Here is a 15865-nt window from a genome sequence, read left to right on the forward strand (position 1 = left end):
TCTTTTTTGAGTCATTAGCCAACCAACACAATATGCCGAGCTAATGCACTCATTTAAAGCGCTTATTTAATGGGCTTGGTCATTGATTCACGATTTATTTGATTAACAATTCAAGTTCATCTCCATAGCTTACCCCCTCAATAAAAGGCGCAATAAGTTCAACCACATTACTCGGTTGAAAATGCCCTACTTTAGTTTCTGCTTTGGGTTGATAGATAAAAGCTGAATAGCATTTTCCTTGGTAAGCAATTTCGCAAGAATAGAAATCAAAATCCTCTGCTGGCCAATCTGTTGTCCATTTAACGTTTTTAAATCGATAGTCGGCTATGCCAAACTGAATGCACAGCTCTGCATGCCTCTCTTGACAGGGCTCTTGACTAGATTCTTGAACTAGATCTTGAACAGTTTGCTCAATTGCCAAATTAATTGTGCCATTGAACATTTGGGATAAATCTAACCCTAACTTTTTAAAGAAAGGTTTTTGTAACGCTATTGTACCTTCAGAAAATGGCGAATCAGTGGCTTTGCCAGAAGCAACTTGATGGCCCTTGATAACTCGCCCTTTCATTCTCATCGTTATTGTCTAGCTATAAAGTTTAGTTAAAGGTTTATTTATAAGCTTAAGACTTTGTGTTAATCAACAATATATTCGTTAATGACATGCTTGTCTGCTGGCGTTTTTACGCCAATTAATTCTGCGATAAAGTTAAACACGTGAATGTTTTCAAATGCTTCTACCTTTCCTGGCTTGACGTTAGGGCCTGACGCAAAAAATACGGCTTCCATTTGTGCTGTATCGGCAATGTCATAACCATGAGTTGCTGCTGTTTGATATTTTTTTTCAATAAAAATGACACCAGGCGCCGCGTTGACAATTAAATTCGGTAGTACGTCGGCTTGAGCTTGCGTTGTCGGTGCGAAACGCCAATGCTCTGGATAACTGTCAGGTAAATAAGCTTGATAACGCCCTTGGCCTTTTTCATTTATCCGTTTTGCTGACTCCGCTAATACCTGTTTATTGTTGGAGTAAACATAAAGCTGTGTTTGACCATTCACCACTAGGGAGTTTTTCGACAATACTCGTGGCAGCACTTTAGATTGTAAAAGTTTATTCTTGATTGGTGCCATACCGTGATCAGACACAATCACTAAATTGATTTGAATATCATTTTCGTTTAGCACATCAAGAAATTCACCTATTAGCTGATCTACTTCAGCCACTGCTGCTTTAGCTTCGCTCGAATCTATTCCATGTTCGTGATTGGCTGAGTCAACAACCGAAAAGTAACTGGTAATAAATTGCGGTCGTTTTTCTTTAGGTAGCTTTAACCAGTCTATTACTTGCATCAACCGTTGCCGATTAGAATGGCTGCCATCATAAATTTCGTAAAAAGTGGGACGCGTATTAAATAGATTGGCATCAGATGTTGGCCAAAAATAAGTGGCCGCTGTCACACCTTGTTCCTCTGCTAACACCCACAAAGGTTTGGCGAGTAACCAGCTTGGATCTTCTTTAGTTTTACCCATGCTGTAGAGGTTGTTTCGTGTTCTACTGTAAAAACGGTTGTGAATAATGCCGTGCTCAAGAGGATACTTGCCTGTGACGATAGAGATATGATTTGGAAAGGTTTTTGTTGGGTAAACCGGGAGTAACGCGTTACTGGATAACCCCTTATTTCTTAATGATGATAAGTGTTTTGGGGCAAGTAATTCGAATTGCTCTTGGCTAAAGCCATCGATAGAAAGGAGTACTGTCGGCGCTTTTTCTGCAAAAGCAGGTGTCACTATGATAACGCTTAAAACAAGCATTATTGTCGTTAAAAACTTCACTATGTTTCCACTTATAATTATGTTGATTTCTCTTTTGTTTACGAAAAAACGCAAAAGTGCGCTGGTGAATGAATCATTAAAATTGAGTTAACAAACGAACAAAAGGCAAAATTTGGGCAATAAAAAAGGAGCATAATGCTCCTTTTCTGTGGCAGTACGATTACACGAATAGATCTTTAATATTCGCTAAGTCGGTTTTGCCGTTAGCAATTTCTTCTGGCGTTAAACCGGAAAGTTCATGAGGGAAAACTAACCACTCTTCTGACTCATGAACATAGTAATCAGGCACAATTTCTACCTTGGAATTTTTAGGCTTATACCAAGGGCATGCAACGCGAACATCGGTTGGCATGTTGTTGCGCATTAACACTTTTAATTGTTTGATAAGGGCGTCAATACTGCGGCCAGAATCAAATACATCATCAACAATTAATAGGCCATCACCCGCGTTAGCATTTTCAATAATGTAGTGCAAACCGTGTACTTTAATTTCTTTACTTTGCTGATTGATGCCGTAGTAAGAAGAAGTGCGCACTGCAATATGGTCGGTCTCTACTTTTTTGAAATCAAAAAATTCTTGAACTGCGATACCGATCGGCGCGCCACCACGCCAAATGCCAACGATAAACTCTGGTCGGAAGCCATCTTCATAGACTTTAGCCGCTAATTTGAATGAATCTTCAAGTAACTCTTGCGCTGAAATGTATTTCTTTTCCATTGAGGAAATTACCTATTTATTAAAGCTAAGGTGATAACCAACGATTGTAACAAAGCTTGACTAGTTGGTTAACTACTTTACGCCAATATGTTGATCTAAATAGCGTAGATGTAAATAAATACTATTGCTAGCACGCCAAAAAAGTTCTTTATTAATGTTGTCGTAATTGTCAGACGTTTGGTGATAATGCTGATGTGTGCCTACCCCAAAATAGATGAATGGGATGCCTGCTCGATAAAATACGCCGTGGTCACTCGCCAGCTTCCATCGACGTTTATTCCACATGCCTGCCGCCCTTTCGCGCTTAAAACCCTTTTGTACCGGCACCCAACTGGAATACTGAAAGCGTAAGAATTCTTCTTCCTTTTGTTCAGATAATAATTGATCAAGATTATGACTAATGTAACTTAGCTTACTCGTATTCTTAACCCCAGCTATCATGTCCAAATTAACGTTTAGCAAGGTATCTCTTACAATGCCTGGGAATTCGTCTACAAAAGCTTTGGCACCTCGAAGGTTATCTTCCTCTCCATCACTAAAGAGTAAAATAATATCGTGCTTCGTTTTACCTTTTAGTACCTTAGCCAATTCAAGCAGTGCCGCAACGCCTGAGGCATTATCGTCTGCGCCGTTATAGACTTTATCACCACTCGCACCAATGTGATCATAGTGCGCCGAAAGCACAATATAGCGCGGTGACAGTATTTCGTCAGCTAATGTACGCAATAACATTCGTACCGTTTTTTTGCCTACCAAGGTGATAATTAAAAGACTGAAAATACCCTCCCACTTGCGGTAAAGGCCCAATTCCATAATTGATAAGTTCATTTTTAATATATTGCGCGCTTGCTCGTGCGCCTTGAGTATCTATTTTTCGGCCTTTGAGTTGATCACTCGCCAAATATTTAACATGGGCAAGTAATGAGGATTGATTGATAACTGTGCCTGAAAGAGGCGGCGCCTGATAAAATGTTGTTTTGTTAGTACATGCACTAACGCATACAACTAGCAATAAAATACTTAATTGCTTCATATTAGCTCAGGACACTACTGATTTAAAATATTGAGTTTCGCCAAGTATTGCTGTTCAACATCTGGATATTTGTTAATCCGAATCGCCCTTTTCATTGCTATTTTCGCAGAGTTTGTTTTGCCTAAGGCACTAAACACTTTAGCTAATCCATAGTGAAATTCATGAATGCTGTCATCAAGTTTTATCGCCCGTTGGTAATGACGAGCTGCACTTTCATAATTGCCTTCATAAAAATCTTCATCTGCTAACAAGGCATGGTAATACGGGTTTTTAATACGCTGTTTGAGTATCATGCTGTCGATGCGCCGTGCTTCATCGTAGCGACCTTGAATTGCTAACAATATGGAAAGATTCGTTAAGGTGTTTAAGCTTCTTGCATCTAAGCTAATCGCATGACGATAAGTGGTTTCTGCTAGCTCATTTTGATCCGTGAATCGGTAAAGTACAGCCAAATTTCCCCAGCCTGCAGCAAAATCAGGAGCGGTTTTTACTGCTTGAGCAAAATAACGGTAGGCAGTGTCGTAATCGCTTTCAACAAGTGCTTGTGCGCCCTTATTATTATAAAACATCGCTGCAACCGTATTAATACTGACTTTTTTCTTAGGAAAGCGTTTCTTTTTAACGAAAGGATCAAAATCAATTTCGATATCAGCACCGCCCCACACAACACTAACATTAGGATCTCGAGATTTAACACCAGGAATTAGTAAGTTAACGTGGCCTGTTAGCAAATTATATTGGCCATTTCTTACCCAGTATTCTGGTACTTGAACATCTTGGAACACAACATCAAGCCCCGACGCTTTCGCCATGGCATATGCCATAATGGTTAGCGACATGCAATTGGCCGTCTTGCTTTGATATGTTTCGCTCGCGGTTAAATTTGCATTACTTTGATAAGCAAGACCAACATTATTATCACTAAAAATATGGCGAATAAGCTTCATTGCTTTATTGTGCTTGGTGCGCTCAGACATAAAGCTACTGCGCACAACCGACTTCATTTCATCGCTTAACGCAAAAATTTCTTCTTTTGACTCAACATCAATTTGCTGCGCTTTGGGGAAGGCTTTGTCAACTAGGAGTAGGTCTGGATTATAGGCGGCGAAACCCGCAGAGTGTTGAGGCACAGTTGAATTGCAACCGCTAAGCGAAAAAACCATGGGGAACAGCAATAAAACCAGTCTATGCATAAGCCACCTCAAACATCACATCTTAGTTAAGCATAATGTAAAACTGATAGATTGCTTAATTGAATACTATGCGGTTAATAACTCGTTACATAAAAACTTGTGGAAGAGCAATTAGCTATGTGAAGATGTGTTTGCTTTGTAACTTGTCGATGTGTTGAAAACTGAGGTTTAATTCAGGCTCCAACCAATAGAGCCCTATAACGAAAAAAGGCTGCACAATGTGCAGCCTTTTCGAATATGGCGGTGAGATAGGGATTTGAACCCTAGAGGGGCTACAAACCCCTGCCGGTTTTCAAGACCGGTGCTTTCGACCACTCAGCCATCTCACCAAACTTGTTCCCTTTGCTTGGGAACGAGGCGCATATTTAAGACAGATTCACAGCTTGTAAAGCCCTAATTTGAAGATTTTTAACGATAAAGAAGATAATTGTACTGTTTGATTAATTAACCTACGCAACTCGTTTAAAAAGTATAAGGCAACTCAATTTGCGAGGCACTCAACACTCGATTAATTCGATGTATTTATCCCATGTATCCTCACTTTAGGTTTCAAATTCGGCGCTATTAATTTACGAATAGATCAAGATAACTAGATAGCAGCCTTTTGAACTGCCTTCAGTTCAATTATAAAATCCGAATTACTAAGCAATTTCATCACTTTTTTTAGCTGCTTACCAAGATGTGGTTTGAGGTATCGACTAGCCTCATTGATTGACAGATCTTTTAGCAGTAGAAATATTGCAAGCGCATAAATATGCTCATTTTCACTGAGGTATCCACTGCGACCTGATTTCCACCCTTGAGAGTCTGCGTCGGCATATTGGCTAAAGTTAAATGCTGAGTTCGCCATAAATATCCCAAATCCCATAAAAGTCGCCGCAATATCTGTTGCAAACTCCCAATTCTCCCAACCGCCCGGTGGCTCATCTTTAGCAGTTGCTGTTAAATAGTGCGCAAGCTCATGTGCAAGCGTGGCAACCAATTGCATAGGTTGCCCTACTAAAACCGGATTGTAAGTAATAATCACTTTATCTGATGCAGTGGCTTGGAAAGTTCCATTAGGGCTAACTGGTGCATTTTGTATGGTAATACCCGCAGAAATTATAGGGTTGGCATCTTCTTATTGTGCTTCAGTTATGCAATTCCACGTTGCCATATTGGCGTGCAGCTTAACTGAATTAAACGTTGCTATAGCGGCGGCTTCTGCGTTATCTGCTTCAACAGGAAAATATGCTTTTGTCGGTAAGACTAAACTTGTTGCTTGGTAAAAATCTTCTCCGCCAAAATTACGCAACAACCAGCGATATGTCTCAATTTGAAATGTTTGATCTTCTCACGCAAGAAAGGGTTTGTTTTTAAATAAGTTAAACATCAATCCATTGAAGCTTGAATGTAATAATTTGATATTACAAAAACAATAAACAGAGGTCTATTGATAACCCCTGTTTGAATAATTAAAACGAAAAAAGGCTGCACAATGTGCAGCCTTTTCGAATATGGCGGTGAGATAGGGATTTGAACCCTAGAGGGGCTACAAACCCCTGCCGGTTTTCAAGACCGGTGCTTTCGACCACTCAGCCATCTCACCAAAATTGTTCCCTTTGCTTGGGAACGGTGCGCATAGTAAAGGGTGCCTACGCGCTTGTAAAGTGTTAATTGCAATAAAATTGCAATATCGTTCCGTTCGCTCACAAACTAATCAATAGCCATGTATTTTTCTACAATTTTACGAGTTGCAGGTACATTTATTAGCTTATTAATTTCTTTCTCTAGTGCAACATCATCAATTCTTTGCGACTGACGCAGCATAATTAATTGGCTTAGTTTATTGGCATCATAATTAGCCGCCGCTACAGGGTGTTTGTCTTTAACCGACATGAGCTGAGTAACGTTAGTGGCTTTTATCTGCACGGCAAGTGGCAACAAAACACTTTCAGGCAACTGCCATGTTTTTGCAATAATATAAGTAAGCTTAATTGAATACTTATCGATAATTTGCTTGAGCACTAAGGCATTTGGTCTGCAATCAGGATCAACCCAACTAAAGGCCTCTACCATCAATTGGAAAAGCACCATTTCACCAAGATTTCTAATTAAGCCGACAAAATAAGCGCTAGCAGCCGCTTCTGGAGCTTGGCGTTTAACTATTTCCTGCGTGAAATCAGCTGTATTTTGACTGTGCTGCCAAATTCGCTCACCGAACTGTTTGAAATAGGCACTGGTAACGGGCTTGTAACCATTTATGTAGCCATAAATCGCCCCTTCCAGCAGACCAGCAGTACCCACGGTAACAAACGCAGTTTTTAGATCAGTAATATCTTTGGTGCCACGTTTATATTTTGTTGTATTAGCCAACTTAATAACATCCGCAGCGATGGTTGGTTCTGCAGCAATAATTTTTAAAAGATAATCGGTATCAAAATCACCGGATGATAACTGATTAGCAAGATCGGTAATCGTCGCTGGCATCACTGGCAGCTCGTTAATAATTGCCTTTGCCTGTGTGGTAATGATTGTCTCAATTTGCTGTTTAACAAATTGACTGATTTCATCAACGTGACTGCCCGTCACTTCTGAATTAAATAAGTAATTGGTGAACGCTTGACCAAGTTCAAAACGAATAGAAGGTATAGAAGACGCTGATACGTTTTGTTGAGCTTCATTGGGTGAAGTAGCATCTACCTCCGTAGTTGCCTTGCTTTGGGCGAACGCTTCATAATTAGGTTTTTTCTGTGATTTAGCTAGCGTAGGAAAAGCTGATTTAATTAATTTACGAAACACAAAGATAAAGCCTGTGAATGATTGAAAACACTAACAATTCCATTGTCTACGAATAAGGTTTACAAATAGTGAATCCTTCAAGAAACTAATTGCTGCTTAATGAAATGATTTGCGAAACAGCGCGGAGAATAGTAACACAATCTGTAGGGACTATTTGTAAACAAAAAGTAAAAGATAAAAAAAAACCTCGCATTTGCGAGGTTTTAGAATATGGCGGTGAGATAGGGATTTGAACCCTAGAGGGGCTACAAACCCCTGCCGGTTTTCAAGACCGGTGCTTTCGACCACTCAGCCATCTCACCAAATTGTTCCCTTTGCTTGGGAACGAGGCGCATATTAAAGTGTTGATATTCGCTTGTAAAGCGTTAATGTTAAAATTAATTTTGTTTGCTTTCATTTTGAGCAAAGCTATTATTTTTAAAGCAAAAAGGCCAAAAATTAATGAATAAATGTCGCTGCCCTTGGCTAGATGAATCTAAACCAGATTATGTAAAGTACCATGATGAAGAATGGGGAGTACCTGTTAAAGAAGACCAAAAGCTTTTTGAGTTTCTCGTTTTAGAGTCGGCACAGGCAGGCTTAAGTTGGTATACCATATTGAAACGCCGTGAACACTATCGAACAGCCTTCGCAAATTACGATGTTAACGCGGTTAGCCAACTTACTGAGGATGACGTAGAAAAGTTAATGCTAAATGACGGTATTATTCGCAATCGCAAGAAAATAGAGGCTGCAATAAACAACGCCACCCGCTTTATTGAGATACAACAAGAATTTGGCAGCTTTGCCAACTATCAATGGTCGTTTGTAGGTAATAAAACCATAGTCAATGCCCCAAAACAATTAAGCGACTACCCCGTGACAACAGAAATTTCAGATAAGCTAGCGAAAGACATGAAAAAGCGCGGTTTTAAATTTCTCGGTTCAACAACTATTTACGCGCACATGCAAGCCTGTGGCATGGTTAACGATCATTCGGTAGACTGTTTCAGAAGAAAACAAATAATTGATCTCTTTCAGCAAGAAATAGCGTAGTAATTTTAAAATCTGCGTGCCATAATATGTCACGCATTGACAATCTGGGCTTGAACTTTTTGTTATTGCCCAAATCTACATAATTAGAAAATAAGTTCATAGAGGAAAGTTTATGCAAACAAATATGAATCTAGGTACTGCAAGTCAAAGTAGTGCTATTGAAATTAATAAGGTATTGCGAAATACCTACATGCTTTTAGGCATGACCTTAGCGTTTAGTGCGGTTACCGCTGGTGTTTCAATGGCCATGAATTTATCGCATATGGCTGCTTTAGTCATGACGCTTGTTGCTTTTGGTTTACTATTTGTTGTTAACAAGCAAGCAGACAAAGCCAACGGTATTTTCTGGATTTTTGCTTTCACTGGCTTAATGGGCGCCTCACTAGGGCCATTACTTAATATGTATGCTGCTCTACCTGGTGGCCCATCATTAATTATGCAAGCGTTAGGCGGCACGGCATTAATTTTCTTTGCTTTGTCAGGCTACGCACTAACAAGTAAGAAAGACTTCTCATTTATGGGTGGTTTCTTAATGGTTGGCTTAATTGTGGTATTAATCGCTGGTATCGCGAATATCTTCTTCGCTATTCCTGCAGTATCACTAGCGTTAAACGCTGCGATTGTGATGATTATGTCTGGTTTAATTTTATTCGATACTAGCCGCATTATTCACGGCGGTGAGCGCAACTATATTCGCGCTACAGTGTCGTTATACCTAAACATTTACAACTTGTTTGTTAGCCTACTTCAACTATTAGGCGCATTTAATTCAGACGATTAATTCTGAATTGATATTAATATATAATAAAGCCCCGTTTTAAAACGGGGCTTTTTTTATTTGCGACTTTTACTTTATGACAACGAGCTATTAGGAAATCTGTGTCTGTTTATACTTTGGTAGTGACTACCCCGCCCCATCAGAACAATACCGCCACGGTAATTGAATTTGCAGAATCAATTTTAACGGCTGGGCATCAAATTAATGGTATTTTTTTCTATCAAGACGGTGTGCTTAATGCGAGCACATTAACGTCAATACCTAACGATGAATTCCAAGCGCCAGCCGCTTTTGTGAAACTTCTTAACGATCACCAAGTAGCGCTACATTTGTGTATAACTGCGGGTGAGAAACGCGGTTTAACCGATCAAGATGGTGTAATAAATATAAATCCAGCATTTACCGTATCTGGTTTGGGAGAAATGGTAGAACTGACATCTACAGCAGATAAGGTGATTCAGTTATGAGTTCAACTTCACTAGCCGTTATTAATACGAAAGCGCCTTTTGCGACTAGTCATGGTAAAGATGCGTTAAATCTCGCACTTATCTTTGGCAGTTATGAGCAACAAATATCGCTATTTTTTATTGGCGATGGTGTTTTCCAGTTACTTCAACAGTGCGATGGTAATACGTTAAACGTAAAAGACTTTACCAAAACTTTCGCGGCATTGTCGTTCTACGATATAGAAAACGTTTATGTCAGCCAAGAATCATTAACTAAACGCTCATTAAACAATAGCTTATTAATTGATGGCGTAGAGGTTTTATCTGATGATGTAATTCAGCAACATCTTAGTCAACACAGCGCAGTGTTAACATTCTAAAGGTTTATCAATGGCAAGTTTGCACCTTATCCGATCATCTTCATTTAGCAGCGATAGCTTTACGAATGCGTTAACTGTGATGAAAAGTAGTGACCGAATTATTTTATTAGACGACGGCGTTTACAGCGTTAATCACCCTATCCTACAAAACGCTTTAGCCTTAGTTGGCAAAGAAAGCCTTTTTGTGATCGAGCATCACTACTTGGCAAGAGGTTTAGTGACTGATGATGCGTTGAATTTTATCTCAATGGCCGCACTCGTTGCACTGACTGAATCTGCAAATCAAATTATTACATGGCAATAGTATGCAATTTAACAATCAAACAATAGAACTCGATAAACACGGCTATTTAATCGATTTTCAACAATGGAGTGAGGAACTCGCACCTGAATTGGCAAAACAAGACGATGTAGAGTTGACCGAGGCGCATTGGGAAGTGATCCGCTTTGTGCGCGAATTTTATGTGAAATTTAACACTTCGCCAGCAATTCGCGCGCTAACTAAGGCAATGAAAGAAGAATTCGGTGAAGAAAAGGCAAACAGCCGTTACTTGTATCGATTGTTTCCCGAGGGGCCTGCAAAACAAGCAACAAAATACGCAGGCTTACCAAAACCTGCGCGTTGTATTTAGTTTGCTAAGGTCAGTGAACAATTTAAGCAAAACTTAGACTCTGATATTAATATTATTACCCGAGCTCGCTGTCGGCGGGCTTACTTGGCCACCAGCAAGGCTAGACTCGATGAGATCAACAGCGATCTGGCCTTCCACTTCTGTTTGACTATTTTCTCGCTGTGCACCTTTTACTTCGAGTGCGTTTCCGCCATCCACATTCACTGGTGTTGAAGAACCGATGGTTAAAGCCATAACTACCTCTCATTACATGACAATGTTAACACGTTAGTGTCCCTGTTCTATTTATCGGAAAAACTACGCAAAGCTTTAGCATTTATGATGGCTAACTCAGTGAATATTTCCTTAAAACCACTTTGACTATTTTTAAATAGGCAGCTAAAGCTTCAACACATACAAAAAAAGCGCCGAAGCGCTTTTTTAATCGTGAACCATAGATGAAAGCTTATGCTGCGGGTAAGTTTGGTACAAAGATACCCGCCATTTCTTGCATAACACGTACAACTTGGCAACTGTAGCCAAATTCATTGTCGTACCATACGTATAATACGGCGCGATCTTCATCAACAATGGTTGCTTGAGAATCAACAACACCCGCATAACGAGAACCAACTAAATCCGTTGATACAATTTCAGTTGACGCTGTGTAATCTACTTGGTTCTGCAAATCTGAGTTTAATGAAATATCACGTAGGTAATCATTTAAACCATCAGTGGTAGTTGCTTCTTTAAGGTTTAAATTCATGATTGCCATAGAAACATTTGGCGTAGGAACGCGAATCGCGTTACCTGTTAACAAACCTTTTAATTCAGGCAATGCTTTAGCAACCGCTTTAGCTGCACCTGTAGAAGTAATAACCATGTTAAGTGGCGCACTGCGACCACGACGCGGCGACTTGTGGTAGTTATCAATTAAGTTTTGGTCGTTAGTGTACGAGTGAACCGTTTCTACGTGGCCGTTTTTAATACCAAACTTATCGTTTACCGCTTTAAGTACAGGTGTGATTGCATTGGTTGTACAACTAGCCGCTGACACAATTTTATCTTCAGCTAAGATCATATCGTGGTTTACACCGTAAACAATGTTCTTGATATCACCTTTAGCTGGTGCCGTTAATAATACTTTAGCCACACCGTTTGATTGCAAGTGCTGGCCTAGACCTTCTTCGTCTGACCAAATACCTGTATTATCAACTACTAGCGCATTGTTAATACCGTATGCAGTGTAATCAACATCAGCTGGTGATTTTGCGTAGATAACTTGAATGAAAGCACCGTTAGCTTTGATAACGTTGTTTTCTTCATCAATAGTAATACTACCGTTAAACGAACCATGTACAGAATCGCGACGAAGTAAGCTAGCACGTTTCGCTAAATCACCTTCTTTACCTGGGCGAATAACAATGGCGCGTAAACGTAATTTTGACGAAGGGCCCGTTTTTTCAATTAATAAACGAGCAAGTAAACGACCGATACGGCCAAAACCATAAAGCACAACATCTTGCGCTGCTGGCTCTTCACTATTGACAGCTAAACTGTCAGCAAGTTCTTTTTCTAAGTACTGCTCAATCGTTAAACCATTCGCACCACCTAAAAATAGGTAATTGTAAGCAAGTTTACCAATATCAACGCGCGCTGGTGATAATGACATCTTGGTTAACGCTTCTAAAAATGGGAAACTCTCACGTAAGCGTAATTTACTTTCTTCGTGTAATGCGACAGACTTGTGTGCTTTGACGATATCAATGGCCGAAGCATTAACGAGAGAACGACCATAAACAGCAACTTCAATTCCTTTGTTGCGGAATAGTTGGCTGATAATAGGTAACATATTTTCGGCGAATGTTTGGCGCTCTTGCCAGCTTGCTTGATATTGTTCCTCAAGATGAGAAGTCATTACTTAAACCTTATATTTCCATGAAGTGATCGTTTGACTATTATCAATGTTTTAATATGACGTTATGATTAATAATAGCTACTTGCTTGATGCGGCGGACATTGTAATGCACAGTGAAAGTTTTCGCTACCACCTACATAAAAATTTCCAAGTTTACTTGAGTATTAAATGAAGCATTTACCCTTACTACTACTTTCTCCTTTGCTGCTAATGGCTTGCGATACAGGACCAGATCTCGCGAAAATATGCAAAGAATCGCCAGCTATGTGCGAAGAGTTTATTGAAGATACTTGGTGTAAGAAAGAACGTGTAAAAACAATTTATCACAACTACGCACTTACACAGACAGGTGCAGATAAGCAAAAGTTCGATTTGTTAATCGCTTACGAAGAGTATGCTGCTTGTATGGATCACGCTTCGCAAATAGAACATATCAAACTCAAGTACAAAAAACGTAACCGTATTGATAATGCAATAAAAGCAAAAGAGCGTATCAAGCAGCTAAGTGAAGAAACACTGCGCTCTGAACACCCCGAGTTATTGTTTTATCACTGGTCACGGTATTTAAATGAAGGCGCGCTCGCAAAATTTTTAGCGATGGAAGGAAGTAAAGCATTAGAAACCGCGGCTTCACAATTTAACTTGGCCACTTATTATATTAAACGCGATCCTGATAAAACCTTAGATCTGCTATTTCATGCATTGGAATTGCAACCCGATGATTCGCCTGTAAACACTGAGATATTCAAGTCAATTACGACAATATTTACTGATAAAGAGGAGTTTAAACAGGCATATATTTGGCTAAAAATACTCACCCTTTACGATCCTGAAGATATTGATAGTAGTGAGCAAGGATTAATGGCATTTGCGCAGTTCCATAAGTTGGATGCTGACTTTCTCGATAAGGTCGCGAGCGCAACCTTAGATAAGATCACCGATGGTACCTTTACTGCTCCACGCCATTAGGAGCAGTAAAGGTGTTCTCTATTCCCGAAGGTGCTAGCTATTATTCGTCGTTTGATTAGTCTGAACTAAAGCTCTTGTTCAAAAACCAAACTCAAAGAGTTCACGCAATAACGCTTACCCGTAGGCGCAGGGCCGTCATCAAATACATGGCCAAGGTGTGAGTCACAATGCTTACACTGAATTTCAACCCTTACCATATTGTGAGTCAAATCTTCCAAGTACGCGACATTATCATCTAAACAATCGTAAAAACTTGGCCAACCGCACCCAGCATTAAATTTTGTTGCTGACGAAAACAATGGCCGTTCACAACAGGCACAATGGTAATTCCCTTCAAGCCAGTGATCATTATATTTGCCCGTAAAAGGCCGTTCAGTCGCCGCTAAGCGACACACAGCATAAGCTTCTGGACTCAATTTATCTTTATAATGATCTTGGCTCATATTCTGCCTACTAAATTTTTTGAATTGCGCGTTCTTGCGATGACCATTCAACGTGATACCTCTTACCCACTGCTTTATCTAAACGTTCAAACGTATGGGCACCAAAGAAATCACGCTGTCCCTGCAATAAGTTTGCTGGCAACACTGCTGAGCGCATTGAATCGTAGTACGACAATGATGAAGACAACGCCCCTGCCGGAATACCCATCAAAGTAATTTCAGCAACCGCCTGACGCCAGTTCGCTTGGTATTTATTAAGCTGTTCAACAAAGAATTCATCGAGGAATAAGTTCTCTAACTCTTCGTTGCGCTCAAACGCTTCAGTAATTGGTTGTAAGAATACAGCACGAATAATACAGCCTGCACGCCATATTTTAGCGATGCTGGCAAAGTCTAGTGTCCAATTATGTTCTTTGGCTGCAAGTTTCATTAACTGGAAGCCTTGCGCGTATGCACAAATCTTTGCACAGTAAATCGCGTCATGTAGTCGCATGGTAAATGCTTGTTTGTCTTCATCAGAAAGCGTTTTCTGGGTAGGGCCTTGTAAAAGTTCAGATGCGGTAACACGCATGTCTTTGAAAGAAGAAATTGAACGTGCATATACAGCCTGAGAAATTGTTGGCGCCGGGCACCCTACTTCTAAACTACTTACCGCTGTCCACAAACCAGTACCTTTTTGGCCAGCTTTATCCAGAATTAAATCAACTAGCGGTGTTTCCTCTTCAATCTTGTGACGTAAAACTTCCACTGAGATTTCCATTAGGTAGCTATCTAATGGACCTTGGTTCCACTGTTCGAAGGTATCAGCAATTTCATCGCAGCTCATGCCTAAGCCATTTCGTAGTACATGATACGCTTCACAGATAATTTGCATATCTGCGTATTCAATACCATTGTGCACCATTTTTACGTAGTGACCTGCACCTGCTGGGCCAATATAGGCTGCACATGGGTCGCCGCCTTCTATTATTTGGCCTGGCTCAACACGCTCAATTGGCTTACCGGTTTTAGGGTCTACCTTGGCAGAGATAGCCTCCCAAATTGGCTTGATGCGAGTCCACGCATACGGAGAACCACTTGGCATAAGCGCAGGACCAAATCTTGCACCAACTTCACCGCCAGATACCGCTGACGAGAATAAAATAAATTGATTTTTGTAACGCTCTTCGCGCTCAACCGTATCAGCCCATAAGCTATTACCAGTATCGATAACAATATCGTCTGGTTGAATACCGGCGCCTATCAAGCTCTCGCAAACTTGATCTACTGGCTCACCAGCGGGAACAGAAAGAACAATTAAATGAGGGGCTTTTAGTTGTGAGAGGAGTTCAGTGTAAGACGAGCAACCATAAACACGTTGGCTATCTGTTTTGTTTTCTTCCTTGTCTTGCTCAATTGCATCATTTACTTTCTCTTGGCTTAAATCAAAAGCAGCAATTTTATAGCCGTTATCAGCAAGATTAAGTACAAGGTTTTTACCCATTACACCTAAGCCGATAAAGCCGATGTCACACAATGCTTTCTCTTGTGTCATATTCTAATTCCGAGGGTTAATACAGTGGATGTCGGCGCATCAATGCGCCATGTTTCCACTATTTTATCATGGGAATTTCCATAACGCTTCAGTTAAAACGTATAAAGCTGTTAATTTTTCTTGGTTTTTTAGTAACAATCCGAAATTTAATTTAACTAAATTACATAACCAAGTGTTTTACTCTTGTATTTTTTAT

The 15865-nt window shown here is 40.0% G+C and carries 20 protein-coding genes and 3 tRNA genes; 8 read left to right on the forward strand and 15 right to left on the reverse strand.

Going from position 1 to position 15865, the window contains the following annotated elements; genetic code table 11:
* Positions 1 to 94 precede the first annotated feature (94 nt).
* The 8 genes from DXX94_RS01945 to DXX94_RS01975 form a co-directional block, all read right to left on the reverse strand.
* The gene (locus DXX94_RS01945; RefSeq protein WP_116013529.1) at positions 95 to 574 is read right to left on the reverse strand and encodes a hypothetical protein; all 480 of its coding nucleotides are present in this window, start codon (positions 572 to 574) and stop codon (positions 95 to 97) included.
* A 59-nt stretch (positions 575 to 633) separates the two neighbouring features.
* Complete coding sequence (locus tag DXX94_RS01950; protein WP_147302229.1) at positions 634 to 1830, reverse strand: alkaline phosphatase family protein; 1197 nt, start codon at positions 1828 to 1830, stop codon at positions 634 to 636.
* Between the two features lie 160 nt (positions 1831 to 1990).
* Positions 1991 to 2548: a phosphoribosyltransferase gene (locus DXX94_RS01955; protein WP_116000286.1), complete on the reverse strand. Its 558-nt coding sequence runs from the start codon at positions 2546 to 2548 to the stop codon at positions 1991 to 1993.
* Between the two features lie 72 nt (positions 2549 to 2620).
* Complete coding sequence (locus DXX94_RS01960; protein ID WP_181901460.1) at positions 2621 to 3280, reverse strand: M20/M25/M40 family metallo-hydrolase; 660 nt, start codon at positions 3278 to 3280, stop codon at positions 2621 to 2623.
* The gene (locus DXX94_RS19235) at positions 3258 to 3581 is read right to left on the reverse strand and encodes a hypothetical protein (RefSeq protein WP_181901461.1); all 324 of its coding nucleotides are present in this window, start codon (positions 3579 to 3581) and stop codon (positions 3258 to 3260) included. The genes DXX94_RS01960 and DXX94_RS19235 overlap by 23 nt, the downstream gene beginning before the upstream one ends.
* 14 nt (positions 3582 to 3595) lie before the next feature.
* A complete protein-coding gene (locus DXX94_RS01965; protein ID WP_116013534.1) occupies positions 3596 to 4774 on the reverse strand; it encodes a tetratricopeptide repeat protein in 1179 nt (392 codons plus the stop codon).
* Positions 4775 to 5012: 238 nt separating this feature from the next.
* Positions 5013 to 5103 (reverse strand) — tRNA-Ser (locus DXX94_RS01970).
* A 260-nt stretch (positions 5104 to 5363) separates the two neighbouring features.
* Positions 5364 to 5762 carry a hypothetical protein gene (locus DXX94_RS01975; protein ID WP_116013535.1) on the reverse strand — a complete coding sequence of 133 codons (399 nt, stop codon included), beginning with the start codon at positions 5760 to 5762 and terminating at the stop codon, positions 5364 to 5366.
* Positions 5763 to 5814: 52 nt separating this feature from the next.
* Between DXX94_RS01975 and DXX94_RS19175 the strand changes: the two genes are divergently transcribed.
* Positions 5815 to 6042: a hypothetical protein gene (locus DXX94_RS19175; RefSeq protein WP_147302230.1), complete on the forward strand. Its 228-nt coding sequence runs from the start codon at positions 5815 to 5817 to the stop codon at positions 6040 to 6042.
* A gap of 229 nt (positions 6043 to 6271) precedes the next feature.
* Here the strand turns inward: DXX94_RS19175 and DXX94_RS01980 are convergent.
* From DXX94_RS01980 to DXX94_RS01990, 3 genes are all read right to left on the reverse strand, one after another.
* Positions 6272 to 6362, reverse strand: a tRNA-Ser gene (locus tag DXX94_RS01980).
* A gap of 107 nt (positions 6363 to 6469) precedes the next feature.
* Positions 6470 to 7555 carry an HDOD domain-containing protein gene (locus tag DXX94_RS01985; RefSeq protein WP_116013537.1) on the reverse strand — a complete coding sequence of 362 codons (1086 nt, stop codon included), beginning with the start codon at positions 7553 to 7555 and terminating at the stop codon, positions 6470 to 6472.
* 211 nt (positions 7556 to 7766) lie between these two features.
* Positions 7767 to 7857 (reverse strand) — tRNA-Ser (locus tag DXX94_RS01990).
* Positions 7858 to 7996: 139 nt separating this feature from the next.
* Here DXX94_RS01990 and DXX94_RS01995 point away from each other — a divergent pair.
* The 6 genes from DXX94_RS01995 to DXX94_RS02020 all read left to right on the forward strand — a co-directional run bounded on the left by DXX94_RS01995 (position 7997) and on the right by DXX94_RS02020 (position 10826).
* Complete coding sequence (locus DXX94_RS01995) at positions 7997 to 8590, forward strand: DNA-3-methyladenine glycosylase I (protein ID WP_116013538.1); 594 nt, start codon at positions 7997 to 7999, stop codon at positions 8588 to 8590.
* 112 nt (positions 8591 to 8702) lie between these two features.
* Positions 8703 to 9371: a Bax inhibitor-1/YccA family protein gene (locus tag DXX94_RS02000; RefSeq protein ID WP_116000292.1), complete on the forward strand. Its 669-nt coding sequence runs from the start codon at positions 8703 to 8705 to the stop codon at positions 9369 to 9371.
* Between the two features lie 98 nt (positions 9372 to 9469).
* Positions 9470 to 9835 carry a sulfurtransferase complex subunit TusD gene (gene tusD / locus DXX94_RS02005; protein ID WP_181901462.1) on the forward strand — a complete coding sequence of 122 codons (366 nt, stop codon included), beginning with the start codon at positions 9470 to 9472 and terminating at the stop codon, positions 9833 to 9835.
* Positions 9832 to 10194, forward strand: coding sequence for a sulfurtransferase complex subunit TusC (gene tusC, locus DXX94_RS02010; protein ID WP_116013541.1), 363 nt, complete (start codon positions 9832 to 9834; stop codon positions 10192 to 10194). The genes tusD and tusC overlap by 4 nt, the downstream gene beginning before the upstream one ends.
* 10 nt (positions 10195 to 10204) lie before the next feature.
* Entirely contained in the window at positions 10205 to 10498 is a 294-nt protein-coding gene (gene tusB / locus DXX94_RS02015; RefSeq protein ID WP_116013543.1) for a sulfurtransferase complex subunit TusB, read from the forward strand.
* 1 nt (position 10499) lies between these two features.
* Positions 10500 to 10826: a TusE/DsrC/DsvC family sulfur relay protein gene (locus DXX94_RS02020; protein WP_116013545.1), complete on the forward strand. Its 327-nt coding sequence runs from the start codon at positions 10500 to 10502 to the stop codon at positions 10824 to 10826.
* Between the two features lie 33 nt (positions 10827 to 10859).
* Here DXX94_RS02020 and DXX94_RS02025 read toward each other — a convergent pair whose 3' ends face one another.
* On the reverse strand, positions 10860 to 11060 hold the full coding sequence (locus DXX94_RS02025) for a hypothetical protein (RefSeq protein WP_116013546.1): 201 nt from the start codon (positions 11058 to 11060) through the stop codon (positions 10860 to 10862).
* Between the two features lie 211 nt (positions 11061 to 11271).
* Positions 11272 to 12723 carry a glyceraldehyde-3-phosphate dehydrogenase gene (locus tag DXX94_RS02030; protein ID WP_116000298.1) on the reverse strand — a complete coding sequence of 484 codons (1452 nt, stop codon included), beginning with the start codon at positions 12721 to 12723 and terminating at the stop codon, positions 11272 to 11274.
* Between the two features lie 168 nt (positions 12724 to 12891).
* On the opposite strand from DXX94_RS02030, the gene DXX94_RS02035 reads away from it, so the two are divergent.
* The gene (locus DXX94_RS02035; protein ID WP_116013548.1) at positions 12892 to 13692 is read left to right on the forward strand and encodes a DUF2989 domain-containing protein; all 801 of its coding nucleotides are present in this window, start codon (positions 12892 to 12894) and stop codon (positions 13690 to 13692) included.
* A 65-nt stretch (positions 13693 to 13757) separates the two neighbouring features.
* Here the strand turns inward: DXX94_RS02035 and msrB are convergent, their stop codons facing one another.
* Positions 13758 to 14135, reverse strand: coding sequence for a peptide-methionine (R)-S-oxide reductase MsrB (gene msrB / locus DXX94_RS02040; protein ID WP_116013549.1), 378 nt, complete (start codon positions 14133 to 14135; stop codon positions 13758 to 13760).
* 10 nt (positions 14136 to 14145) lie between these two features.
* Positions 14146 to 15669: an NADP-dependent phosphogluconate dehydrogenase gene (gndA, locus tag DXX94_RS02045; RefSeq protein WP_116013551.1), complete on the reverse strand. Its 1524-nt coding sequence runs from the start codon at positions 15667 to 15669 to the stop codon at positions 14146 to 14148.
* Between the last annotated feature and the right edge of the window lie 196 nt (positions 15670 to 15865).

Source organism: Thalassotalea euphylliae, assembly GCF_003390375.1.
In the GTDB taxonomy this organism is placed as follows: Bacteria; Pseudomonadota; Gammaproteobacteria; order Enterobacterales; family Alteromonadaceae; genus Thalassotalea_F; species Thalassotalea_F euphylliae_A.

Excerpts from the sequence above, each read along its gene's own strand:
- tusB (WP_116013543.1), top strand. The coding sequence starts at position 10,205 with ATGGCAAGTTTGCACCTTATCCGATCATCTTCATTTAGCAGCGATAGC.
- DXX94_RS01945 (WP_116013529.1), bottom strand. The coding sequence starts at position 574 with ATGAGAATGAAAGGGCGAGTTATCAAGGGCCATCAAGTTGCTTCTGGC.
- DXX94_RS01965 (WP_116013534.1), bottom strand. The coding sequence starts at position 4,774 with ATGCATAGACTGGTTTTATTGCTGTTCCCCATGGTTTTTTCGCTTAGC.
- DXX94_RS01975 (WP_116013535.1), bottom strand. The coding sequence starts at position 5,762 with ATGCAATTGGTTGCCACGCTTGCACATGAGCTTGCGCACTATTTAACA.
- DXX94_RS02035 (WP_116013548.1), top strand. The coding sequence starts at position 12,892 with ATGAAGCATTTACCCTTACTACTACTTTCTCCTTTGCTGCTAATGGCT.
- DXX94_RS02030 (WP_116000298.1), bottom strand. The coding sequence starts at position 12,723 with ATGACTTCTCATCTTGAGGAACAATATCAAGCAAGCTGGCAAGAGCGC.
- DXX94_RS01995 (WP_116013538.1), top strand. The coding sequence starts at position 7,997 with ATGAATAAATGTCGCTGCCCTTGGCTAGATGAATCTAAACCAGATTAT.
- DXX94_RS01960 (WP_181901460.1), bottom strand. The coding sequence starts at position 3,280 with ATGTTATTGCGTACATTAGCTGACGAAATACTGTCACCGCGCTATATT.
- msrB (WP_116013549.1), bottom strand. The coding sequence starts at position 14,135 with ATGAGCCAAGATCATTATAAAGATAAATTGAGTCCAGAAGCTTATGCT.
- DXX94_RS19235 (WP_181901461.1), bottom strand. The coding sequence starts at position 3,581 with ATGAAGCAATTAAGTATTTTATTGCTAGTTGTATGCGTTAGTGCATGT.
- gndA (WP_116013551.1), bottom strand. The coding sequence starts at position 15,669 with ATGACACAAGAGAAAGCATTGTGTGACATCGGCTTTATCGGCTTAGGT.
- DXX94_RS02000 (WP_116000292.1), top strand. The coding sequence starts at position 8,703 with ATGCAAACAAATATGAATCTAGGTACTGCAAGTCAAAGTAGTGCTATT.
- tusC (WP_116013541.1), top strand. The coding sequence starts at position 9,832 with ATGAGTTCAACTTCACTAGCCGTTATTAATACGAAAGCGCCTTTTGCG.
- DXX94_RS01955 (WP_116000286.1), bottom strand. The coding sequence starts at position 2,548 with ATGGAAAAGAAATACATTTCAGCGCAAGAGTTACTTGAAGATTCATTC.
- DXX94_RS02025 (WP_116013546.1), bottom strand. The coding sequence starts at position 11,060 with ATGGCTTTAACCATCGGTTCTTCAACACCAGTGAATGTGGATGGCGGA.
- DXX94_RS02020 (WP_116013545.1), top strand. The coding sequence starts at position 10,500 with ATGCAATTTAACAATCAAACAATAGAACTCGATAAACACGGCTATTTA.